General features: G+C 73.6%; 4 protein-coding genes. 1 reads left to right on the top strand and 3 read right to left on the bottom strand.

Annotation, left to right across the window (positions count from 1 at the left end; translation table 11 throughout):
* Positions 1-35: 35 nt before the first annotated feature.
* Positions 36-1,574 carry a PQQ-binding-like beta-propeller repeat protein gene (locus ACFV57_RS13960; RefSeq protein WP_385230227.1) on the bottom strand — a complete coding sequence of 513 codons (1,539 nt, stop codon included), beginning with the start codon at positions 1,572-1,574 and terminating at the stop codon, positions 36-38.
* Positions 1,575-1,924: 350 nt separating this feature from the next.
* Here ACFV57_RS13960 and ACFV57_RS13955 point away from each other — a divergent pair, with 350 nt between their 5' ends.
* Complete coding sequence (locus ACFV57_RS13955; protein WP_385230224.1) at positions 1,925-2,158, top strand: hypothetical protein; 234 nt, start codon at positions 1,925-1,927, stop codon at positions 2,156-2,158.
* Positions 2,159-2,315: 157 nt separating this feature from the next.
* Here the strand turns inward: ACFV57_RS13955 and ACFV57_RS13950 are convergent, their stop codons facing one another.
* Both ACFV57_RS13950 and ACFV57_RS13945 read right to left on the bottom strand, forming a co-directional pair.
* Positions 2,316-6,836: a beta-ketoacyl synthase N-terminal-like domain-containing protein gene (locus tag ACFV57_RS13950; RefSeq protein WP_385230221.1), complete on the bottom strand. Its 4,521-nt coding sequence runs from the start codon at positions 6,834-6,836 to the stop codon at positions 2,316-2,318.
* A complete protein-coding gene (locus tag ACFV57_RS13945; RefSeq protein ID WP_385230218.1) occupies positions 6,829-25,401 on the bottom strand; it encodes an amino acid adenylation domain-containing protein in 18,573 nt (6,190 codons plus the stop codon). The genes ACFV57_RS13950 and ACFV57_RS13945 overlap by 8 nt, the downstream gene beginning before the upstream one ends.
* Between the last annotated feature and the right edge of the window lie 22 nt (positions 25,402-25,423).

Below are 25,423 nucleotides of genomic sequence, written 5' to 3'. Positions count from 1 at the left end.
GGCGGGTTGGTTCAAGGGCTGCCGGCCCGGAGGGCTCAGACGGTGACGGCGTACAGGTGGTTGTCGTCGCTGCCTACGTAGACGCTTCCGTCCGCCGCAGTCGGCGACGACCAGAGAGCGTTTCCGAGGCGTTCTCTCCACTGCCGTTTTCCGTCCCGCGCGCGCAGCGCGTACAAGTAGCCGTCGACGCCGCTGATGTACACCGTGCCCTCGGCCGCGGCCGGTTGTGTCCGCACCTGGCCGTCGGTGTCGGCCCTCCACCGCTCCTGTCCGTCGGTCACGGCGAGGGCGTACACGTTGCCGTCGTCGCTGCCGACGTACACCGTCGAGCCGACCACGAGGGGGGTCGAGCCCACCGGAGCGCCGATGGAGTGGGCCCAGCGTGCCCTGGGCTGCCCGGGGTTGACCGCATACAGGTTTCCGTCGTCGCTGCCGACGTAGACCGTTCCGTCGGCGACCGTGGGACGCCAGACGGCGCCTTCGGCTCGGAAGGGGCGGAGCGGCCTGCCGTCGGCGGCGTCGACCATGTAGAGATGGCCGTCGTCGCAACCGGCGTACACCACTCCCCGCGCCACCGCGGGTCCCCAGATGGGAGCGGAAGTGTCCAGCGGGCGCCGCCAGCGCAGTCCGCCGCTCGCCGCGTCGATCCGCTGCAGGCTCCGGCCGTTCTTCTCGTCACCGATGCCGACGTATACGGAGTCGCCGACGAGCACCGGCGACGACCAGCCCAGAGGAGCACCGGTGGGCCGCTCCCACCGCCTTCTTCCGTCGGTCACGTCGAGGGCGTACAGCTTGCCGTCGTCGCTGCCGGCATAGACCACGCCCCGCGCCACCGCCGGTGACGAGCGTGACGAGCCTCCCGTGGGAAACGGCTGCGGCCACACGGGCTTTCCGGTGCGCGCGTCGACGGCGTAAACGTGCTGGTCGTCGCTGCCGAAGTACACCACGCCCCGTGCCACCGCAGGGTTCGAGCTCACCGGCCTGTCGGCCGGGAAGGCCCAGCGTTTCCCCTTCGGCGGGAGGTCCGGGGCGCCGAAGAGCTGCCAGCCGGCGACGCCGAAGCCCGCTGCGGCAGTGGCCGTGACCGCGTTCGCCAGGAAGGTCCGCCGGGTCGGCCGGGCGGCCGTCCGTCCCAAGACGTCCTCGGGCGGGTCGGCGTCGCGCACGGTCAGTACCGGGCCGGAGCCGTCCTTCTGCCGCGCCGGAGCACGGGTGTCGACGGCGCTGCGCCCGCCCGTAGGGCCGCCGTGCCCGCCCGTGGGACCGTGCCCCTGGGCGGCGTCTTCACGGGCGTGGGCGAGGGCGGCGGTGCGGGGCGGGGAAGCCGTCTCCAGGAGCCGGGCCCAGGGCTGGTACGGGACCGCCGGGTGCTCCGCCCACCCGGCCAGGACGCGCACGACCTTCATCAGCTGGTCCAGGTCACGCGGATGGTGACGGCCGTTGAACCAGTCGCTGAGGGTCTGCTCCGACACCCCGCTCTTCTTCGCCAGGGCGGCTCTCGTCGTACGCCGCCCCGTCCGCGCCCGGACCTCCCTGGCCTTCGCTTCCAGACTGATGAGCTCGCGAACCAGCAAGCCGGTTCCCCGCGGCGCTTGCCGTGCTTCCACGGCCGGACCTCCTCCACCCGCCCCTGCCCGGCACCGAGGTCGGTGCCGTCAGCACGTACGGATGCGCCGACGCGTGTGTTCAGGTCCCGCGGGCCCCGCAGGCCTGCCGGTCCCCGCCGCTGCGGGCCGTACGGCGGTGCCGACGCCGTGTCCTCCGACTCGGAGACCTTCGGAGGAAAGCCCTGACCTGCCGTTTCGTGAGGGCTTACCCGAATCTCTCCGGCACTCCTTGGGGCCGGCACGTCCGCTGTCGGCTACTGGAGGGCACCAGCACCTATCCGATGGACGGATGGCAGACGGATGGAAGGGGAGTGCTTATGAAGTGGGTTTCCTACGCGGCGCGCACACCGGACGGCGGCATGAGCGTGAAACGGTGCGACAGCGGGGGCCGTTTCCGGCACCGCGACAGCTCGCGAAAGGCACCGGCGCTCCGCTCCCCCGTTCGGCGGGCACTGCTGCGCAGCGTGGCGGCCGGAATGACGCGCGCTTTCGCCATGGCGCTGGAGTCGACACTGACTGCGGTGATCCTGTTCCTGCTGCACAGTCTGTAGGCGCCCGGTCAGTGCGTTGTGGCTCCGAGGTAGCGCTCGCCACGACGGGAGCAGGCCGGCGCCTGCTCCCGTCGTTCCAGGGCCGTTTACCGCAGCGGTCCCGTATTCAGTCCCGTACGCGGTTCACTCTGACAGCGATTGCGCTGCGAGGGGGGATTCACGAGGCGTCACCCCGCCTCTTGCTCGGTGTGATGTGTGCCGCTCCCCCACCGGACCGGCGTCGCAGGGCTTCGATTTCGCGGGCCACCTCCGCCGGTGTCAGATTCTCGAAGAGCTTCTTCACCGAGAGATCGACACCCGACTCGTCCCTGAGCCGCCCGGCCATCTGGAGCACCAGCAGGGAGTCCCCGCCGAGGTCGAAGAAGTTGTCGTGGATACCGACACGGTCCAGGCCCAGGACATCGGCCCAATGCCGGGTCACGAGACCCTGCAATTCCGTCCGGGGTGCCACATAGGTGGTTGCCAGGTCGGGACGCCGGTTGAAGGAAGCGGTGGCCGGGGTGTCTTCGCCGTCCTCGGCTGCTGGGGCCGCGTCCTTGGGGGCCTCTTCGCGGGTGGCGGCGCGGGCAGGGCTCAGGAGCGCGGGGAGTTCGGCTTCGTTCGTCAGGCGAACCGTGGCTCCCAGGGCTGTCAGCTCGGCCACGCGTGCCATGCCGGCCGCCGCCCCGCTCAGCGGAGCGCGGGCACCGATGATCAGGCCGTGATCGGCGGTGTGCTCGTCGGCGCGGTCCGGCCGGGTGAGGACCGGGCGCAGGCCTGCGGATTGCAACAGTTCCTGCCAGCGGTGCGGAGGGATGAGCGGGGAGAAGGTGCGGATGTCGTCGTCGAAGTACCACCAGCCCTCGAAGAGCCCCACGCTCATCATGGCGGTGCGCGGCGTGGACGCGGCTTCCAGGACGAACAGCAGGCCGCCCGGGGCGAGCATCGTGTGCAGGTTGCTCACCGTACGGGGGAGGTCGGGCGTCGCGTGCAGAACGTTGAAGGCGAGCACGATGTCGTACGCCCGGCCGTCCCTGCCGTCCTGGTCCCCGGCACCCCGGTCCACGTCCAGGACGCCGAACGTCATGAAGTCCAGGCCCCGTTCGGCCGCCTCGTGCTGGGCGGCCACGACGAAGGAGCGTCCGAGGTCGGTGAAGTGGTACGTGACGTTCCCGCTGCCGCGCAGCGCCTCGGCCACCGGCCAGGTGAGGTAGCCCTGTCCGCCGCCGACCTCCAGGATGCGCAGCGGCCGGCCGGCCGCCTCGTCCACCAGTCGGGAGACCTCCTCCACGACCAGGGCCCGGTACACGGCGACGTCGCCGTGGCTCAGGAGCCGCTCGGCGCCGGACGCGGAGCGGTCGTTGCGGCCGTCCGGCCGCAGGACCTCGGTACCGGACTTCGCTCCGGTGAGGACCGCGTCGTATTCCGCCACACAGCTCTTGACCAGGTCGAGGTCCTCGGCCGCGGCGGGGAAGCGGGTGAGCAGGGCCTGCTCCAGTTCGGCGATCTCCTCGGCGCCGCCGGTGTCACCGGTGAAGCGCAGGGTGTCGCCGTCGGCGTCCGGGGCGGGGTTCGGGTCGGGGTCCGGGACCGGTTTCACGATGCCGTCGTCCACGAGCATGTCGAGCAGTGCGTGGACGAACTTGCGGTAGGCGGGCACCGTGCCGAGCCGGGTGACGACGTCCGCCCGCCGTATCTCGAAGCCCGGTTCGGCACCGATGCCGTGACGCCGGAGGTAGGCACACGTGTAGAGGGCGCACCACCGGTCGGTCATGGAACGGCGGTCGGCCGGCGTGTGTTCCACCCGGGTCCGGTCGCGCAGGCGGCGTTCGGCCTCTCCCAGGTGCTCGGCCAGGCCGGTGGCCAGGTCCCCGGCCGGTGCCGCGTCGCCCGCGGCGGGGTCCGTGATGATCAGGCGTCCGCGGGTGCGGGCGGCGACGGCCCGGGTGACGGGGTAGTTGTCCTCGCGCAGGCCGTTGGGGAGTACGTATACGGGCTGCTCGGACGCGTCCGTGGGCGGCGCGTCGATCCAGTGGCGCCGCCGCTGGAAGGGGTATCCGGGCAGCGGGACGTGCCGTGCGCCGTCCTCGTCCGGCCGGCGCACCGGGGCGCCGTGCGTCCACAGGGCCGCCAGGGCGCGCACCAGCACGTCGGTGTCGGGCTCCTCGGCCTTGGGGTGGCGCATGGCCGCTACGGTGACCGCGGCCGTGTCCAGCTGCAGTTCGGCGAAGCGGGACAGCATGCGGCCCGGGCCCGACTCGACCAGCACGGTTCTTCCGTGCCGGGACAGTTCGTCGTGGAGCGTCTGCAGTCCGTCGGCGAAGCGCACGGTCGCCCGGCACTGCCGTACCCAGTACTCCCGGCTCGTCGCCTGTTCGTCGGTGATCCAGGTGCCGGTGACGCCGGACAGGAAGGGGATGCGCGGCGGGTGCAGGGTGACGCGGTCCAGGGCCTTGGCGTAGTCGTCGAGGACCGGATCGAGGAGGTGGCTGTGTGCCGCGGTGGCGACCCGGACCCGGCGGTGCTCGACGGCGGCGGCGTCCAGCTCCCGTTCGAGCCGTTCGATGTCCTCGGTCGGGCCGGACACCGTGCACATCTGTGGTGCGTTGACGGTGGCCAGGGACAGTCCGCCGGTCAGCCGGGACCGTACCGCGTCTTCGGACAGGGACACGCTCAGCGTGCTGCCACCGACGAGTTCCAGCAGCCGCTCGCGCTCGGCGACCAGGGGCAGCGCGTCTTCCAAGGAGAGCACTCCGGCCAGGCAGGCCGCGGTGTATTCGCCCAGGGAGTGGCCGATCAGAGCGTCGGGGTCGGCGCCGTGGTCGATCAGCAGTCTGGCGGTGGCGTACTCCGTCGCGACCAGGGCGGGGAAGGAGCAGGACCGTTCGGGTGCCGCGTCCTCGTACAGGACGTGGCGGAGGTCCTGGCCGAGTACCGGGAGCAGGATGGCCGCGGCGCGGTCGATTTCCCCGCGGAACACCGGCTGGGTGTCGTAGAGCTCCTTGCCCATGCCGTCGTGGTGCGCGCCGCCTCCCGGGAACAGGAACGTCACCTGGGGGCGTTCGGCGCCGTTCACGGCGGGCTCGGGGCGGGTGAGCAGTTCGCGGGCCTCGGCGCCGGAGCGGCAGACGACGGCCCGGCGCTGTGCGTACTCCTTCCGCCCCCGGGCCAGGGAGTGGGCCACGTCGCCGATGGCGAGCTCCGGATGTTCGGCCAGGTGCTCGGCGATACGGGTGGAGAGCTCCCGCAGTGCCTGCGGGGTCTTGGCCGACAGGGGCAGGACGACCGGGCGGCCGGTCCGGGGGCCGTCCTTCGGGGCGGGCCGGGTGGCCGGTGCTTCCTCAAGGATGAGGTGGGCGTTGGTTCCGCCGACTCCGAGGGAGCTGACGGCGGCGCGGCGGGGCCCGTCGCCGGAGGGCCAGTCGAGGGTTTTGGCGCTCACGTAGAAGGGGCTGCCGGAGAAGTCGATCGCCGGATTCGGGTCGGTGAAGTGCAGGGTGGCCGGGAGCGTGCGGTGTTTGAGTGCCAGCGCCGCTTTGATCAGTCCGGCGATGCCGGCCGCGGCGTCGAGGTGCCCGATGTTGGTCTTGACCGAGCCGAGCGCGCAGAACCCGCGGCGGCCGGTGCTCTGGCGGAACGCCTCGGTGAGCGCGGCGACCTCGATCGGGTCGCCCAGCGCGGTGCCGGTGCCGTGGGCCTCGACGTAGCCGATCGAGTCACCGTCCACTCCGGCGGCGGCCTGGGCGGCGAGGATCGCTTCTGTCTGGCCCTGGGTGCTCGGAGCGGTGAAGCCCACTTTGCGGTTGCCGTCGTTGTTGACGGCGGAGCCTTTGATGACGGCCCAGATGTGGTCGCCGTCGGCGAGCGCGTCGTCCAGGCGTTTGAGGACCACCGCTCCCACCCCGTCGCCCGGCGACATTCCGGCCGCCGCGGCGTCGAAGGCGCGGCAGTGGCCGTCCGGGGAGAACGGGCCGTCCGCGACGTAGCGGTAGCCCTGCTTCGCCAGGGGGTTCAGGGAGGCGCCGCCCGCCAGTGCGGCGTCGCACCGGTAGTTGATCAGGTCCTGGCAGGCGAGATGCACCGCGACCAGGGACGTGGAGCAGGCGGTCTGCACCGACACCGCCGGTCCCGTCAGGTTGAGCTCGTAGGCGGCCCGGGTCGCGAACGCTCCGGGGTCGTTGCTCAGCCCGGCGGAGAACCAGTTCACGGAGAGGGCCTCGCCCGCGAGGCGGGGATGGACGTGGGACAGGAAGTACTTGCTCTGGCCGGCGCCCGCGTACACGCCGGTCAGGCCCTCGAAGCGGTCGGGGTCGTGTCCGGCGTGTTCGAGCGCGTGGTGGCAGCATTCGAGGAAGAGCCGGTGCTGGGGGTCGAGCAGGTCGGCCTCCGTGGGCCGGTAGCCGAAGAAGTCGGCGTCGAACAGCTCGATGCCGTCGACCACGGATGCCTTGCGCACCAGGTAGGGGTCGTCCAGCCCCGCCGGGTCGCCGCCCGCGGCCAGGTAGTCGGCGGCGCTCACCTCCCGGATCGACTCGTGGCCACGGACCAGGTTGGACCAGAAGCGGTCCAGGTCGGGCGCGTCGGGGAAGCGGCCGGCCATCCCGACGATCGCGACGTGGTCCGCGTCCTGTGCCGGTGCCCCGGACATGCCCGTCCCACGGGTTTCTGGGGGCGTGCTCGTCTCGGTGGTCTCAGTCATGCTGGGGCGTTTCCTTTCGGGTGGGGTTCGGGCCGCGCCGGGTACGCGCCGTGCGCCGGCGGTCGGCGCGCTCGCGTGCGGCGGTGAGCCCGGTCGGCGCGGCGGCGGCACGGCCCAGGTGGCGGGCCTGCGCGGCGACCGTGGTGTGGGTGAACAGATCGACGATCCCCACGGGGTGGCCGAGCAGTGCCGCGAGCCGGGTCTGCAGTTCCGCCAGAAGCAGGGAGTGGCCGCCGAGGTCGAAGAAGTTGTCGTCGGCGCCGACCTGTCCGACGCCGAGCGTCTCGGCCCAGACCGCCGCGATCTGCCGTTCCCGGTGGTCGCGGGGGGCGACGCGGGGCGTGGTGGCCATCGCTTCGACCGGTCGTCGCGCCAGCTCCTGGCGGTCGGTTTTACCGCTGGGGGTCAGCGGCAGCCCGGGGATCACGACGAGAGCGCTGGGCACCATGTGGTCCGGCAGCGTCTGCGCGAGGGATCGGCGCAGTTCGGCGGTGTCGGGCCGGGCGGTGCCGGCCGGTACGACATAGCCCACCAGGCGCTTGGGCCCGGCTGCCGCCTCACACGCCACGACCGCGCACTGGCCGACCTCCGCCCGTTCGGACAGCGCGGCTTCGATCTCGCCCGGTTCGATACGGAAGCCCCGGATCTTGACCTGTTCGTCGGCGCGGCCGATGTATTGCAGGTCGCCTTGGGCACGTCGGCGGGCCAGGTCGCCGGTGCGGTACATACGGGAGCCCGGCGGGCCGTAGGGGTTGGCGACGAAGCGTTCGGCGGTCAGGCCGGGCCGGTCGAGGTATCCCCGGGCCAGCCCCGGGCCGGTGATGTAGAGCTCGCCCGGGACGCCGGGCGGGACCGGCTGCAGGGCGTCGTCCAGGACGTACACCCGGGTGTCGTGTACGGGCCGGCCGATGGGCGGCGCGCCGTCCGCGCCGGAAGGTTCCTTTCCCAGCGGGTCGCTGATGGTGGCGCAGACCGTGGCCTCGGTCGGACCGTAGGCGTTGACCATCAACCGGCCCGGTGCCCAGCGGGCGGCCACGTCCGCGGGGCACGCCTCGCCTCCCACGGCCAGGGCCGTGCCCGCGGGCAGGCTGCCGCTGGGCAGTACCGCCAGTACGGCCGGGGGCAGGATCGCGTGGGTGATCCGCTCCCGGTCGAACAGGTCCACCAGTGCGGGGCCGGGGAGCAGCCGCTCCGGGGGCGCCATGACCAGGGTCGCGCCGGAGAGCAGTGCCGTGCACAGGTCCCAGAAGGCGGCGTCGAAGCTGTGCGAGGCGAACTGCAGCACCTGGCTCGTGGCGTCGGGGGCGAGGATCTCGCGCAGCGAGGCCGCGAAGGCGGCGATGCCGCGGTGGGTGACCACGACTCCCTTGGGCCGGCCGGTCGATCCCGAGGTGTAGATCACGTACGCCGGGTGGTCCGGGAGCAGCGGCGCGGTGCGCTCGGCGTCGGTGAGGCGTGCGCCGGAGCCGCCGCGCAGCGCTTCCTGGATGTCCGGCTCGTCCAGCGCCAGGGTCGCCGGGCCGGTCGCGTGTGCGTCCTGTCGGGCGAGTGCGGCGGTGGTCAGTACCAGCGCCGGCCGGGCGTCGGTGAGCATGTACGTCCGCCGCTCGGCGGGGTAGCGCGGGTCCACCGGCAGGTAGGCCGCGCCCGCCTTGGACACCGCGAGCATCGCCACGACGAGGTCCGCCGTCCGGGGGAGGACGAGCGCGACGATCCGCTCCGGGCCCACGCCCCGCCCGGCCAGCAACCGGGCGAGCCGCTCCGCCCGGAGGTCCAGTTCGCGGTAGGTGAGTTCCTCCGGGTCCGGCCCGGCCCATCGGAGCGCCGGGTGGTGCGGGGTCCGCTCGGCCTGCGCCGCGAACAGGTCGGGCAGGGTCTGTACCGGCACCGGTCCGGTGGGGACACGTTCCCCGTCGAGGAGCTGCTTCCGCTCGTCGGCGGCCAGGATCTCCACCGAGCCGATCCGCCGTCCGGGGTCGGCCGCGACGCTGGTCAGCAGGCGTTCCAGCCGGGACGCGAGGGTCTGGACCGTCGTGCGGTCGAACAGGTCGGTGGCGTATTCGACGACGCACTCGATGCCGGCGGGGACGCGGGCACCGTGGGTGTCGGCCCCTTCCTCGTTCGCGTACCGTTCCCTGAACCCGAAGAAGAGGTCGAACTTGGCGGTGCCGTTGTGCAGGGTGACCGCGTCGGCCGTGGCGTCCGGCAGGTCGAGGACCGGCCACGGGTTGTTCTGCACGGCGAACGCCACCTGGAACAGCGGGTGGCGGCCCAGCGACCGGACGGGGTTGACGACCTCCACAAGACGTTCGAAGGGCACGTCCTGGTGCGCGAAGGCGTCCAGGGACGTCGCCCGGCACCGTGCCAGCAGTTCACCGAAGGTCGGGTCGCCCGCCGTACTGGTACGCAGCACCAGGGTGTTGACGAAGAAACCCACCAGGTCGCGCAGCGCCTCGTCGGACCGGCCCGCCACCGTGGTCCCCAATGGCAGGTCGGTGCCCGCGCCGAGCCGGGTCAGCAGGGCGGCCAGCCCTGCCTGCAGCACCATGAACAAGCTGGCCCGGCTCTCCCGGGCCACCTCGGTCAGGGCCCGGTGCAGCTCGGGTGACCAGCTGACGGACAGCTTCTCCCCGCGCCGGGTCGCCACCGCGGGCCGCGCGCGGTCGGCCGGCAGTTCCAGCTGTTGCGGGGCGCCGTCAAGGGCCTCGCGCCAGTAGGCGAGTTGGCGGGCGGCGACGCTCCGGGGGTCGGCCTCGTCGCCGAGCAGTTCCCGCTGCCAGTGGGTGTAGTCGGCGTACTGGACTGGCAGCGGCGCGAAGCGCGGGGCGCTTCCCTGGCGTCGCGCCCGGTAGGCGGCGGCCAGGTCGCGGCAGAGCGGTGCCATCGACCAGCCGTCACCGGCGATGTGGTGGAGCACCAGCAGCAGGACGTGCTGCCGTTCGCCCGTGGTGAGCAGTTCGGCGTGGACCGGCAGGTCCCGGGAGAGGTCGAAGTGGTGCCGGGCGCCCGCGGCGAGCCTCGCGTCGAGTTCGCCGGGCGCCACCCGCGCCACGGTGAGGCCGGGCCGGGCGGTGTCCGGTGCGAGCACACGCTGCCGGGGAACGCCTGCACGGACCGGGAAGACCGTCCGCAGGCTCTCGTGGCGGCCCACCACGTCGTGCAGCGCGGCCCGCAGTGCTTCGGCGTCCACCGCGCCCGACAGGCGCAGCGCGAACGGGATGTTGTACGAGGGGCCGGCGCCGGGCATTCCGTCGAGGAACCACAGTCGGCGCTGGGCGTAGGACAGCGGGCCTTCCTCGGGCCTGGCGACCGGGCGCAGCAGTGGACGGGTGTCCGCGGCATCCGGTTCGGTGGGCGCGCCGCCGGGCTTCCGCGACTCCCCCACCCGTTCCGCGAGAGCGGCGACGGTGGGGTGGTCGAAGAGGACGCCGACGTTCAGTTCCACACCGAACCGGGCCCGTATCCGGCTGACCAGCCGGGTGGCGAGCAGGGAGTGGCCGCCGAGGTCGAAGAAGCTGTCCTCGACGCCGACGCGGTCCCGTTCCAGGACCTCGCACCAGATCTCCGCGAGTGCCTCCTCGGTGGGGTTGCGTGGTGCGGTGGCCCGGGCCGGGTGCCCCGGGGAGAGGGCGCGCCGGGGGCCGTGGTCGCCGGGGGCGGGCAGTTCGTCGACCAGGACGCAGGTGCATTCGACCGGTGTGCCGTACCGGTCGCGGACCGATACGTGGTCGGTACGCGGAACGGCTCCGGAGGTGGGGACGACATGGGCGACCAGGTGCTGCGCGGGCCCGCCCGGTCCGCTCACGCGGCTGCGCACCCATGGCGCCGACGGGTCGAGGCCGATGAGAACGTGCGGTGTGCCGTGGGCCAGGGCGGCCGTGGCGGACTGGACGCCTTCGCGGCGCCCCAGGACCTCGTAGCCGCGTGCCCTGGTGAAGTCCGTGAGCGCGTGGCCGCGGCTCATGCCGGTCTCGCGCCACATGCTCCAGGCGAGGCTGCGGGCGGTGACCCCGGTCTGCGCCCCGTTGGCGCACAGGGCGTCCACGTAGGCGTTGGCGGCGGCGTACGGTGCCACCGTGCTGCCGCCGAAGTAGCCGTTCACCGAGGAGAACACCACGAAGGCGGCGTCCGGGCGGTCCCGGGCCACTTCGTACAGTGTCCGTGCTCCCTGGGCCTTGGCCGCGAAGGCGGTGTGCCAGTCGTCGTCGGTCAGTTCGGTCAGCGGCTTCTCCGTCAGGTCACCCGCCAGGTGGAAGACGCCGGTGGCCCGGGTGCCCCAGTGGGCTTCCGCTGCCGTCAGGGCGCGGTGTACGGCCTCGGTGTCGGTCACGTCGGCGGCTGCGTACGTGGCGTCGCCCAGCGCTTGCAGTTTTCGGCAGGCGGCCAGCTTGCGGCCGAGTCCGGTTCCGGCGGCGATGTGCTCGTCCCAGGTGCTCTCCTGGGGCAGTCCGGTACGGCCGAGCAGCAGCAGGCGGGCCCCGTAAGCCGTCAGGAGATGCTGGGCCAGCTCCACCGCTATACCGCCGAGGCCGCCGCTGAGCACGTAGCACCCGCCGTGGCGGAAGACGGGCTGGGCCGGCTGGGCCGGTTCGGGCGGCAGTTGCGCGAGACGCCGCACCCAGCGCCGTCCGTCGCGCACCGCGACCTCGGGTTCGCCGGAGGACGACGTCAGCTCGGCGAGTACGTGTCCGGCCGCTTCGCCCTGCCCGGGGAACGGCAGGTCGATGTGGCGGGCGCGCAGCCAGGGCAGTTCCTGGCCGAGGCTCTTGAGCAGCCCGGTGACCGCCGCTCGTGCGCAGTCGAGCGGCTCGCCGTCGTCGACGCGCTGGCCGAAGCTGGTGACTTCGTACCAGTCCACCCGCTTCTGTTCACCGTTGCCGCCACGGTGTGCCGCGAGGGCCGCGACGAGCCGGGCGACGCGCCGTGGTGCGGCGGCCAGGTCCCGCGGACCGCTGTCCGGTCGGCCGCCCTCGGCGTCGTAGGGCGCGAAACAGCGCAGGTGGAGCACCGTGTCCACCGCCGACAGGATCTCGCCGGCGGTCGCGACGGCGTCGGCTTCGGTGACGTCGACGGTCACGCCCTGGCTCCGCAGCCGTTCGGCGAGCACGGTCGCGAGGCCGGGGGCGTCCGCAACGATCAGTACCCGCCGGACCGTTGCCGGATCGGTCGCGTACGGGAGCAGGTCGGCCCGCTGCCAGGTCGGCCGGAAGAACCAGTTCGGCACGGTGTTCCGGTGGCCGAGCAGCGCGTCCGTGCGCGCGATCGGGTCCGCGAAGCCGCCCTCCAGGAACTCCCGGGCCAGCTTCGACCGCTGGATCTTGCCGATATCGGTCTTGGGAATCCGCTCCCGCTCCACCGGGATCACGTACGACGGCACGACGCCGGCGGACCGGGCGAGCCGCGCCGTGACCTGGCGTACGACGTCGGCGAGGTCGGCGTCCTCCCGCGGGACGAGGAAGACGGCGAGTTCGTCGCCGGTCCCGTCCGGTCCGCGTACCGCGCAGGCGGCGGTGAACGACCGTGTCACGCCGTCGACTTCCTCGGCCACGGACTCGATCTCATGGGCGGCGTGGTTCACGCCGTGCACGATGATCACGTCCTTGGCGCGGCCCGTGACGGTCAGCGCGCCGTCGCGCAGGAATCCCAGGTCACCGGTGTCGAACCAGCCGTCCTCGGTGAACGACTCCCGGTTCTGTCGCGGGTGGTTCAGGTATCCCGGGGTCACCGCCGCGCCGTACACCTGGATCCGCGCGACGTGCCCCTCGGGGACGACACGCCCGTGGTCGTCGACGATGCGGACGGCGAAGCCCGGAGCGGGGCGCCCCACCGAGACGTACGGGGCGTCGTCGGCGGTCGTGTCGGGATCGAGCGTGCCTTCGGTCTCGCCGGAGGACGTCTCCGACATGCCCCATGAGGGCCGCATGGCGGTGACGGGCAGCCCGAGCGGGGTCAGCAGCCGCATGAAGCGCTTGGCGGTCCTGGCCACCACGGCCTCTCCGCCGTTGAGGACGTACCGCAGGCAGGACAGGTCCCAGGTGGCGGCGCCGATGGCTTCGGCGTGGTCGTTGAGCAGCCCGAAGGCGAAGTTCGGCGCCCATGTCGCGGTGATCCGGTACCGGTCCGCGACCTCCATCCAGCGCACCGGATCGGCCAGTACCCACCGCGTCGGCGCGTGAACCTGCCGGCACCCCACGAACACGTCCCGCAGGTGGAACATCACCACACCGCCGACATGGTCCAGCGGCATCCAGTTGAACGACACGTCGTCCGGGGTCAGGGAGTTGACCTGGGCCGTGGCGGCCGATCTGGTCAGCACGTTGCGATGGGTGAGCTGCACCGCCTTGGGCACTCCCGTGCTGCCCGAGGTGAGCATCAGCAGCACCACCTCGTCCGGCCCGGGTGCGTGCCAGTCGTGGTCCGCGGGCTGTTCGCGCAGCTCGCCGATCGTCACCGTTCGCGGTTCGCGCCGGTCGGGGTGCCCGGGTTCGGTGGAAGGTGCGGCAGGGGCACGGGTGGTGAGCAGCCACGGCCGGTCCAGGAACGCGCACAGGGCTGCCACCTTGGGCTGCACCGTGTCCTCTTCCTCGGAACCCTGCGGCGCGGCCAGTGGCACGGCCACGAAGCCGCCCAGGACGCACGCCCACAGCCCGGTCAGGAAGTCCGCGTTGTCGCCGAGTTGGAGGAGCACCTGATCTCCGGCGCGCAGGCCGAGCCGGCGCAGGCCGCCGAGGACCCGCGAGGCGGCGTCGAGCAGGTCGGCGTAGGACTGGCGGTGTTCCGCGCCGTCTTCCGTGATGTACACGATCTCGGCGTGCGGCCCTTGGGCGGCGGCGCGGCGCAGTGCCGCCACGAGGTTGTCCACGGGCAGCGCGGGCGGCGCTCCGCCGTCGCTGATGGAAGGAGCGGTACCGACACCGACTCCGGTGTCCGCGGTACGGCCGTCCGGGTCCGTTCCGTTCGGGGCGGCCGGGGACGGGCCGGGCGCAGCCACGCGGACCCGGGCGACGGGCTGCGCCGTGCTGTCCAGGGTGACGGCGGCGTCCCGTACGCCCGGCAGGGTGCGCAGCCGCTCCTCCCAGACGCCGGCCGGCGAATCGTCGGCCACCGGCATGCGGTCCAGCGCGCCCAGGTCGGGGCGGCCGTCGCCCGAGCGGGGCAGGTCCGTCAGGAAGACCACGCCGCTCAGTCCGGCGGGCCGGGGCAGCGCCGCACGGGCAGCCTCCCGCACGCGCCCGGCGGGCAGCGCTCCGGTGGCGACCACGAAGGCCACCAGTTCGGTGGGGCCCGCCTCGGTCCGCTTGGGGCGTACCACGCACTCCCGCACGGCGGGCAGCGCGAGCAGGCTCCGCTCGGTCTCGGCCAGTCCTACGCGTCGGCCGGCGACCTCGGCCCAGCCGGTTTCGGGGCCGCGGATCTCCAGATGGCCGTCCTGGGTGATCCGGCCGATGTCGCCGGTGCGTACCAGGTGTTCAGCTCCGGGCAGCAGGGCTCCGAAGGTGTTGTCCCGCAGCCAGTCGTCCGCGCCGTCGGCGGACAGGCCGGACACCGCGATGTGCACCGCTCCGAAGACGCCGGCGGGGGCGAGGTTGCCCGACTCGTCCAGGACGACCGTGGGTACGGCCGGGGCGGACGCCGCGGACTCGGCCGGGTGGGCGAACGCCGCGGCTCCGGCGCCGGGCACGGCGTAGACCCAGCCTGGGGAGGCGGCGAACAGCTCCGCGTAACGCCGCGCCATGGCGGGTGCGACGCGGGAAGCGACGCACCACAGGGAACGCGGTGCCGCGTCCGTGAGCGCCGGGTCGCGCTCGGCGGCGGTCAGCAGCCGCTCCAGCGCGTCCTCGGTCAGCAACGCGACCGACACGTGATGGCCGGTGAGCCACCGCCAGCGCTCTGCGGCCACCTCGACCGGATCGCCTGCACCGGCCGTCACACCGGCACCGTCATCGGCCGTCGCAGGGACACCGGTCACGATGCGCGCGCCGCGACACAGTGGTGCCAGGATCTCCCAGGCCGCCACCACGGACGTGAGCGGGGCGACGTGGGCCACGGCGTCGGCGTCGGCCAGTGCCGTCCTCCGCGACAGCGGCTTCAGCCGGCGTGCCAGGGCCGCGTGGCCCAGGGTCACGGTGCCCCGTGGCAGGCACTCCAGCCAGGCCGGGTCGTCGCCGGACAGCGCCACCCGGGGCGCAGCCGCGTCACCGGCCCGTCCCTCGTCGAAGGTGACGACCACCGGCCGGCCGGGCCGCTCCGCCGCCGCGAGCGCGTCGGCGTCCGCGCTGAGCACGTACGCGGCACCATGGTCGGCCGACATGCGCCGGAGGCGCTCGGCCGGTTCGGCGGGGTCGGCTCCGAGGACGACGCCGCCCGCCTTGAGCACCGCCAGCACACCCATCACGGTGTCGGCGGAGGCCGGGGCGCACACCGCGACGCGGTCCCCCGGGGCCAGCCCGCGGTCGAGCAGGCGGTGCGCCAGCCGGTTCGCGGCCTCGTCCAGCTGCCGGTAGCTCAGCGGGGCACCGGCGCCGGTGACGGCCACGGCCTCCGGGCGACGTTCGACCTGTTCGGCGAAGAGGCGCAGCACTCCGGGCAGTTCGAGCTCCGCTTCGACCCCGGCGACACCGGCGACCAACTGGCCGCGCTCCTGCGGCAGCACGATGTCGAGACCGCTCAACGGCGTGTCCGGCGTGTCCGCCGCGGCGGACAGAAGCCGCACCAGACGGGCGAGCAGCGTCCGCGCGGAGCTGTCGTCGAACAGGTCCGTGCCGTACTCCAGGTACGCGTCGAGGCCGGCGGGCGTGCCGTCTTCGGAGCGCCGCTCCACCATCGCGAAGAACAGGTCGAACTTGGCCGTACCGGTGCTGACCGCGTCCACCTCGACGGTCAGTCCCGGCATGGCGTCGCCGATCTCCGGCGGCTCCTGGATCGCGAACGCCACCTGGAAGAGCGGGTGGCGGGCTCGCGAGCGGGCCGGGTTGAGCACCTCGACGAGCCGGTCGAAGGGCACGTCCTCGTGGGCCAGCGCCGCGAGGTCGGTACGCCGGACGCGTCCCAGCAGTTCGCGGTAGCTCGGGTCGCCGGTGGTGTCGGTGCGCAGCACGACGGTGTTGACGAAGAATCCCACCAGCTCCTCAAGCGCGGCCTCGGAGCGGCCCGCGACCGGGGTGCCCAGGGGAAGGTCCGTGCCCGCGCCGAGCCGGGTCAGCAGCGCGGCCACCCCGGCCTGCAGCGCCATGAGCAGACTTGCCCGGCTGTCCCTGGCGAGTCCGGTCAGGGCGCGGTGTACCTCGGCGGACACCTCGGTGTGCACCCGGCCGCCCCGGTGGCTGCCGTGTTCGGGCCGGGGGCGGTCGGTGGGCAGTGCCAGTTCCTCGGGGGCTCCGGCCAGTTCCTCGGTCCAGAAGGCGAGCTGCCGGGAGACCGGGCTGTCCGGGTCCGCCTCGTCGCCGAGGAGTTGTTCGTGCCAGAGGGTGTAGTCGACGTACTGCACCGGGAGCGGGGTCCACCGGGGAGCGGCCCCCGCGCGGCGCGCCGCATACGCGGTCGCCAGGTCGCGGGTCAGCGGGCGCAGGGACCATCCGTCTCCCGCGATGTGGTGGACGACCACGACGAGGACGTGTTCGTCCGGGCCGGTGGTCAGCAGCTCGGCGCGGACCGGCAGCTCGGTGGCCAGGTCGAAGGGGTGCCGGGCGGCCCGCCGGATGTGTTCGTCGCGCTGTGCGCCGCCGGTGTACGTCCGGACCGGCACCGGGGCCGCCTCGCCGGGAGCGGCGATGACCTGGCGGGGCACTCCTTCGTCGTCCGGGTACCGGGTGCGCAGGATCTCGTGCCGGTCGACGACATCCGCGAGCGCCGCCTGCAACGCGTCCGGGTCGAGGTCGCCGGACAGGCGCAGGGCCAGCGGGATGTTGTACGTCGGGCTCGGCCCTTCGAGCTGGTTGAGGAACCACAGCCGGCGCTGGGCGAACGACAGCGGGAGGGGGTCCGGCCGCTCGGCGGGGAGCAGCGGCGGACGGCGCGGAGCCAGGCCGCGGTCGGCGGCCAGCGCGGCGAGTCCGGCGACGGTGGGCGCCGCGAACAGGTCGGCGACGGCGACGTCCAGGCCGAGTGCGCCGCGCAGGCGGCCGACGAGGCGGGTGGCCAGCAGGGAGTGGCCGCCCAGGGAGAAGAAGTCGTCGTCGCGGCCGATGTGGTCGGTACCGAGGATCTCGCTCCAGATGGCGGCGATGGCCTCTTCGGCTCCGGGGGCGGGGCGGTCGCCCGTACCGGAGGCGGTGTGGGCGTGGCCGGTGAGCCGGTCCCGGTCGGTCCGGCCGTCCCGGGTGGTGGGCAGGGCGTCGAGGGCTTCCACCGCGCACGGTGCGGGGGTGCCGAAGCGGTCGGGCAGCGTTCCGGGCAGGGCGGTGGGTGTCCCGCCCACCCGGTAGCCGGCCAGTTCTTGCAGCGGCCGGGTCGGGCTCAGGAGGTGGCTGCGGACCCACGGGGCGGTGGGGTCGAGGCCGACGAGGGTGTGCGCGAGCCCGTGGCGCAGGGCGACGGCGAGCGAGCGCACCCCTTCGCGACGGCCCAGCAGGCGGAATCCGCGGGCCCGGGTGAGGGCCTTGAGGGCGTATCCCCGGCTGATGCCGAGGTCGTCCCACATGCTCCAGGCGACGCTGCGGGCGCGCAGGCCCAGGGCGCGCTGGTGTACGGCGAGGGCGTCCAGGTAGGCGTTGGCCGCGGAGTAGGCGCCGGCCATCGCCCCGCCGAAGTAGCCGTTCACCGAGGAGAACGTCACGAACAGCGTCCCCGGGCTGTCGCGCAGCGCTTCCGTCAGGACCGCGGCGCCCGCGACCTTGGCGGCGAGCACCTCGGCCCACTGCTCCTCGGTGGACTCGATGAGGGGGTGCTCGGCGAAGTGGCCGGCGAGGTGCAGTACGCCCGCCGGGTCGCCGAAGTGTTCCCGGGCCTGTGCCAGCGCCTGTTCGACGGCCGCCGGGTCGGTGATGTCGGCGGTGATGTACCGCGCGTCCCCCAGCGCCTGGAGTTCGCGCAGTACGGCGGCCCGCTCCGGGTCCGCCTCCACGGGGGTGCGGCCGAGCAGGGTGAGCCGGGTTCCGCAGTCCCCGATCAGGTGCCGGGCCAGCTCGGTGCCGATCCCGCCGAGACCGCCGGTGACCAGGTAGTGGCCGCCCTGGTCGAACACCGGCTGTGCCGCGGTGTCCGCGTCGGGCGCGGGCAGTGCCCGCAGCCGGCTGATCCGGCGCCCGTCCTCGCGCCAGGCGACTTCCGCCTCGCACGGCGCGGTGGCGATCTCGGTGTGGATGCGCCGTGCCACCGAGGCGGCCGTGTCCCGCCCGGCCGCCGGCCCGAGGTCGGTCCAGCGCCCGTCGAGCCAGGGCAGTTCCTGCAGTGCGCTCTTGAGGACGGCGACGGCCGCCGCGCGTTCGGGGCGCAGGGGTTCACCGGGCCGTACCGCGCGGCTGTGGCGGGCGACGACCTCGACCGTGATCCGGCGTTCGTCGTCCGCGGGTGCGAGGGCCGTGAGGATGCCGACGAGGCGGGACGCGTCCGCGGTGGCTCCGGCGGGGTCCAGCGGGGTGTCGGCCGCGGGTGCGTCGAGGAGGGTGAGGTCGACGACCCGGTCGGTGTCCCGGCCGAGCGCGTCGTCCGCCGGGCCGGTGACGACGGTGACGCGGCAGCCGTCGTCGGCGAGCAGCGTCTTCAGCTCGCGGGCGACGGCGCCTTGGCCGCCGGCCAGTACGAGGGTGTGGCCGCCGGACCGCGCAGGGTCCGTGGGGCGCGGCCGCGCACGCTGCCAGGTGGGCTCGTGGAACCAGTCGGGGACGGTGCGTTCGTTGGCCAGCAGCAGGTCGACGCGGCGGATGGTGTCGGTGAAGTGTCCGGCTTCCAGCTGCTTGCGCAGCAGGGTCCGCTGCACCTTGCCGATCTCGGTCTTGGGGATGTCGGCCGGAGTGACGGGCAGGACGAAGGCGGGCGCGGCTCCGATCTCGCGGGTCACCCGCCCGGCGATCTCGGTGAGCAGCCGGGGCTCGTCGGTGCCCGGCGCGAGGCAGCAGAACACGGCGATCTCGTCGGTGGCGGCCGCGGGCGAGGTGCGGACCGCGACGGCGGCCGTGTACGAACGCACCACGCCCTCGGTCTCCTCCACCACGGCCTCGATCTCGTGGCTGGGGTGGTTGACCCCGTTGACGATGATGACGTCCTTGGCGCGCCCGGTGAGGTACAGCTCGCCGTCGCGCAGGAAGGCGAGGTCGCCGGTGCGGAACCAGCCGTCGTCGGTGAACGACTCGGCGTTCTTCTCGGGGTTGTCGTGGTAGCCCGGGGTCACCGAGGGGCCGCGGACCTGGAAGTGGCCCACCCTCCCCTCGGGGACCACCCGGTCCCGGTCGTCGGTCACCCGCATCGCGAAGCCCGGGTAGGGCTTGCCGCAGCTGACGTACACCTCGTCGGCGGAGCCGGTGGGTGTGTAGGACGTGTCGGTGACGACGGAGGAGGTCTCGGACATGCCCCAGCCGGGGTGCATGACCGTCTGGTCGAGGCCGAACGGTTCCAGTTGCCGCAGCCACTGGCGCACCACGCGGGGGACGACGACCTCGCCCGCGTTCATCGCCAGTTTGAGGGCGGACAGGTCCCAGGTCCGGCTGGGCTCGTCGGCCACCCGTTCGCTCACCAGGCCGAAGGCGAAGTTCGGTGCCCAGGTCACGGTGGCGCGCCAGCGGTCGAGGGCGTCGAGCCAGCGCAGTGGCTCCTCGGTGATCCAGCCGGTCGGGGCGTGGATCTGCCGGCAGCCCAGGAACACGTCCCGCAGGTGGAACATCACCACGCCGGTGACGTGGTCCAGGGGAATCCAGTTGAAGGTGGTCTCGTGTTCGGTGAGCCCGTTGCACTGCGCGGTCGCCGCCGAACGGCTCAGCACCATGCGGTGGGTGACGGTGACCGCCTTGGGCAGGCCCGTGCTGCCGGAGGTGAGGAGCAGCAGCGCCGCCTCGTCGGGGTCCGCCTCGTGCCAGTCGGTGGCGGGCGGCGCGGTACGCAGTTCGTCCACGAGCAGTACGTCGGAGCCGGTCGGGCCCTGCCGGGCGGCTCGTTCGCGCAGTCCGGCGGCGGGGCGCGCACCGGCGGCGATCCGGGGACGGCCCAGAGTTTCCCAGCAGCCCTCCAGTCTGCTCAGCAGCGGCGAGGCGTCCCGGTAGGAGGCGGGCACACCCATCGGCAGGACGGTGACGCCACCGGCGACGCAGGCCCAGAGCATGGGCACGAAGTCCTCGTTGTCGTCGAACTGGAAGATCACCGTTTCGCCGGGGCGCACTCCACGGGCCCGCAGGCCGCCGAGGATGCGGGAGGCCTCTTCGGCGAGTTCGGCGTAGCTCTGCCGCCCGTGCGACCCGTCGGTCCGCAGGTACACGAGTTCACCGTCGCCCCGTGCGGCGGCCCGCAGGGCTTGGCCGAGGTGGGTGTACGGCACGGGCTCCTGACGCGGCCCCTCGCTCACCGAGGGAGCAGCTCCGCCGGGGCCGTCGGCGTCCGTGGTGTCCTCCCCCGTGAGCGTCCCGGCATCCGGGGCGCCGACAGCGCCGCCGGTGCCGGGCAGACCGCCGAGGTGCAGGTGGCCGACGGGGGGCGGCACGGTGTCGCGGATGACGACGGCCGCGGCTTCGGTGCCGGGATCGAGGGCGAGGGCACGTTCCCAGGCCGCGGCCAGCCCGTCGTCCAGTACGGGGATGTGGTCCAGCGCCTCGGTGTCCAGGGCGCCGTCGGCCGTGCGGGGCAGCGCGGAGACCAGGACGACACGCAGCGGTCCGGCGCCGGCAGGCAAGGCCTGGCGGGCGGCGACCGCGAGACGGTCACGGTCCACCGGGGCGCCGGGCACGACGTGGGCGACGGCTTCCCTGGCCCCGGCCGTCGACCGGCGGATCGTCACCAGGGCCTCGCGTACGCCGTCGGCCGCGAGCAGGGCCCGCTCGCAGTCCGCGGCGCACCCGTCCCATTCGGCTTCCTCCACGGCATCGAGCAGCGGGAGCCGGGACAGGCGCCGCGCCGGGTCGGCGGCGGCTCCGGCGAGCAGCCGCAGCAGGCGGGCGACCAGACGCTCGACGGTGCCCCGGTCGAAGAGCTCGGTGCTGAACTCCACGGTGCCCTGGACCCCGTCGGCGGTGCCGTCGGCGTCCCAGCGCTCTTCCAAGGAGAGCATGAGGTCGAACCGGGCGGTGCCGACACCGCCCGGGTCCAGGCGCACCTGGGTGCCGGCCATGCGCAGTTCGGCGTCGGCGGCGTTCTGCAGGGCCAGCATGACCTGGAACAGCGGGTGGCGGCCGACGGCCCGGGGCGGGTTGACGTGCTCGACGACGCGGTCGAACGGCACGGCGCCGTGCGCGTGGGCGGCCAGGCAGGTTTCCCTGACGCGGTCCAGCAGTTCGGTGAAGGCCGGGTCGCCGGAGGTGTCGGTGCGCAGGACGAGGGTGTTGACGAAGTAACCGACGAGGTCTTCCAGCGCCTCGTCGTCGCGCCCGGCCGAGGGGGTGCCGAGCGGGATGTCGGTGCCGGCGCCGCAGCGGGTCAGCGTGGCGGCCCAGGCGGCCTGGAGGACCATGAACAGGGTGGCCCGGTGCTCTCGTGCCAGTGCCGTCAGGTCCCGGTGGAGGGCGGCGTCGATGCGCAGACCGATGGTGTCACCGGCGTGGCCGGGGGTGCGCGGCCGGGGCCGGTCGTACGGCAGGCCGAGTTCGCCGGGCAGCCCCGCCAGCGTGTCGCGCCAGTGGGCCAGTTGCCGGCCGGCCGTGCTGCGGGGGTCGTTCTCGTCGCCGAGCAGGGCGCGCTGCCAGAGCGTGAAGTCCGCGTACTGGACGGGCAGTGGCCGCCACTCGGGCTCGCGCCCGGCCGACCGCGCCTCGTACGCGTGTGCCAGGTCACGGGCGAGCGGGTCCAGTGACCAGCCGTCCGCCGCGATGTGGTGCACCACCAGCAGCAGGACGCACCCGCTGTCGGCGCCCCTCAGCAGGTGCGCGCGCAACGGCGGCTCCGCGCCCAGGTCGAAGACGCGCCGTACGGTCTCGGCGCGCAGCGCGGCCGCCTCCTCGGGGCCGGACACGTCGCTGACGCGCAGAACGGGCCGGGCGGCGGGGTCGTCCGCGGCCAGGATCTCCTGGCGGGGCTCGCCGCCTCGCTGCGGGAAGACCGTGCGCAGCGACTCGTGTCTGGCGACGACGTCGGCGAGCGCGGCGCGCAGGGCGTCCGGCTCCACGTCGTGGTCCACGTGCAGGGCCAGCGGAATGTTGTAGGTGGGGCTCGGCCCCTCCAGCCGGTCGAGGAACCACAGTCCGGCCTGGGCGGGGGACAGCGGGATGCCGGCGGGGCGCTCGGCGGGGACGAGCGGCGGCCGGGCGGGCGCCTCCTCGTCGTCGCCGGTCAGGTGTGCGGCCAGGCCACCGGGGGTGGGCGTGTCGAACACCGCGGCCATGGTCACCTCGGCGCCGGTCGTCGCGCGCAGCCGGGTCAGCAGCTTGGCGGCGAGCAGGGAGTGGCCGCCGAGGTCGAAGAAGTCGTCGTCGATGCCGACGGTGCCCTCGGGCAGCCGCAGGACGTCCTCGAAGAGGCGGCACACCCGCGCCTGGGCCGCGGTGTCCGGGGCCCGGCCGCCGGCGCCCGCGGCGAAGTCGGGGGCGGGCAGCGCCTCGGTGTTCAGTTTGCCGTTCCCGGTCAGCGGCAGGGCGTCCAGAATCACGCAGGCGCCGGGCACCATGTACGCGGGCAGTCGGGTCGCCAGCCAGGTGCGCAGCTCCGCGGGGTCCGGGCGGTGCCCCGGCCCTGGGACGGCGTAGGCGACCAGTGTCCGGTCGCCGGCGCTCCCCGTCTCGCGGGCGACGACGGCGGCCTGGGCGACGGCGGGGTGCGCGACGAGCGCGGCTTCGATCTCGCCGGGTTCGATGCGGAAGCCGCGGATCTTCACCTGCTGGTCGGCGCGCCCGGCGTACTCCAGTGTGCCGTCGGGCAGCCGGCGGGCCAGGTCGCCGGAGCGGTACATGCGCTCGCCCGGCGGTCCGTACGGATCGGCGACGAACCGGCCGGCGGTCAGGGCGGCCCGGCCCAGGTATCCGTCGGCCAGACCGGGTCCTGCCACGTACATCTCCCCCACCGCGCCGGGCGGTACGGGTTGGAGGCAGTGGTCGAGGACGTATACCCGCAGATCCGGGAGGGCGGTTCCGATGACGCTCCGCGCCCGGTCCCCCTCGATGAGACCGGTGGTCAGTGACTGGTGGGTGACATGCACGGTCGTCTCGGTGATGCCGTACATGTTGACCAGGGCCGGGGCATGCGTGCCGTGGCGCCGGATCCAGGGCTTGAGCTGGGTGGGCTCCAACGCCTCGCCGCCGAGGACGACGTAGCGCAGCGCGAGCCCGCGGCCCGTCTCCGGTGCTTTCTGGTCCGCCTGGGTGAGCTGTCGGAAGGCGGAGGGCGTCTGGTTGAGCACGGTCACGCCCTCGTCGCGCAGCAGCTCCAGCATCTCCTGGGGGGAGCGGGTGGTGCGGCGCGGGACGATCACCAGTCGGCCGCCGTGCAGGAGCGCGCCCCAGATCTCCCAGACGGAGAAGTCGAAGGCGTAGGAGTGGAAGAGCGTCCAGACGTCGTCCGGGCCGAAGTCGAAGTGGGCGGCGGAGGTCGCGAAGAGCCGGACGACGTTGGAGTGCGGGACCCGTACGCCCTTGGGCCGTCCGGTGGAGCCGGAGGTGTAGATGACGTAGGCCGTGTCCCGCGGGGTGAGCGGGGAGCGGCGGTCGGCGTCGGTGAGGTCGTGCCCGGCCCGTCCGGCCACGGACCGGTCCGTGGCCGGATCGCCGAGGACGAGGGAGGGGACGCCGGTGTCCGGCAGCGCCGGGGTCACCTCGGTGCTGGTGACGAGCAGGACGGGCGCGGCGTCCTCGGCCATGGCGCGGATGCGCTCGGCCGGATGGCCGGGGTCGATGGGGAGGTAGCCGGCGCCGGTCTTGAGCACCGCGAGGAGTCCGGTCACCAGGTCCGTCGAGCGGGGCAGCGCGAGGGCCACGATCCGTCCCGGGCCGGCGCCGTGCTCCACGAGGAGCCGGGCGAGCCGGTTGGCGCGGGTGTTGAGCTGCGTGTAGCTCAGGGCGGTGTCGTCCAGCGTGACGGCCGTCGCCCCCGGCGCACGGGCGGCCTGGGCCTCGAACAGGGCCGGCAAGGTGGCGTCGGGTCCGGGCGGCGTGGTGCCGGTGGCGGTGTACGGGGGCTGCTCGGCGGGCTCCAGCAGGCTGGTCCGGCCCACCGGCATGTCGGCGTCGGCTTCGACGAGTTGGTCCAGCAGGCGGAGGAACCGCTGCATGTGGTCGGCGAGTTCGTCCTCGGTGTACAGCGCGGGGTTGGCGTCGAAGGCGATGTGCAGGCCCCTGCCGCCGGGGCCGGGCCGCTGGGTGATCGACAGGTCCTCGACCGGGCCGCCGGACAGGTGGTGGTAGGTCGTGGGGTGGCCGCCGAAGCGCGCGTCGTTCTCGAACGGCACGAGGTTGACGACCGGGCCGTACAGGCGACGGCCGCCGCTCAGGAGCTTGAGGTCACGGCGCAGTTCCTCGCCGCGGTACTGCTGGTGCGTGCGCACGGCCCGCAGTTCGGCGGCCACGCGGTGGGCGAGTTCGCGGACGGTGGTGCCGGGGCGCACGGCGAGGCGCAGCGGCAGGATGTTCGACACCACGCCGGGTATCCGCAGGGCGCTGGAACGGGTCCGGTTCAGGGAAGGCAGCCCGAGGACGACGTCCGCGGTGCCGGTGACGCGGTGCACATAGGCGGCGGCCGCGGCGAGGAACAGCTCGGCCTTGCCCACGCCCATCCGTACCGCGGCGGCCCGGAGCCGTTCGGCGTCGGCGGCGGGCAGGGTGGCGGTGCGGCGCAGGGAGGTGGCGGAGGGCCGGGCGGTGCCTTCGGTGAGGCCGACCGCGTCGGGGGCGTCGGCGAAGCGCTCCGTCCAATAGGCGCGGTCGCGTTCGTACATCTCCGAGGCGCGGTACGAGGCCTCCGCGTCCAGGAGCAGGTCCAGCGGGGCGAACTCCTCGGTCACTTCCTGCCCCGCCGCGAGGGCGGAGTAGACCTTGGCCAGCCGTTGGGCCACGAGGGTGTAGCCGTAGCCGTCGAGCAGGATGTGATGCGCCCGCTGGTACCAGAAGTAGCGGTCGGGTGCCGCCTTGAACAGCGCCTCGGTGAACAGGGGACCTTCGGTGATCTCGACGGCCGTCGCGAGGTCGGTGCGCATCCACGCCTCGGCGCTCGCGCGGGGGTCGGGCTCGGCGCTGACGTCCACGATGTGCAGGGGCCGGTCGGCGGCGGGCCCGGGGAAACTCCGGGGCCCGTCCTCGGTTTCGGCGAAGCGGAGACCGAACGTCTGCGCTTCGGTGACCGTGCGGCGCAGCGCGGTGCCGAAGAGTTCCGTGTCGACCGGGCCGTGAATCTCCAGGTATTCGCCGGTGTTGTAAGCCGGATTACCGGGTTCGAGCCGTTGGGCGAACCAGATGCCCGACTGGGCCCCGGACAGCGGCCGACCGGTTTCTGCGTGTACAGACATTCCACCAACCCTTAACAGAAAT

This window comes from Streptomyces sp. NPDC059788 (assembly GCF_042732265.1).
Classification (GTDB): domain Bacteria; phylum Actinomycetota; class Actinomycetes; order Streptomycetales; family Streptomycetaceae; genus Streptomyces.
The sequence above is the reverse complement of the archived record's forward strand: the minus strand, read 5'-3'. Positions and strand labels throughout refer to the sequence as shown.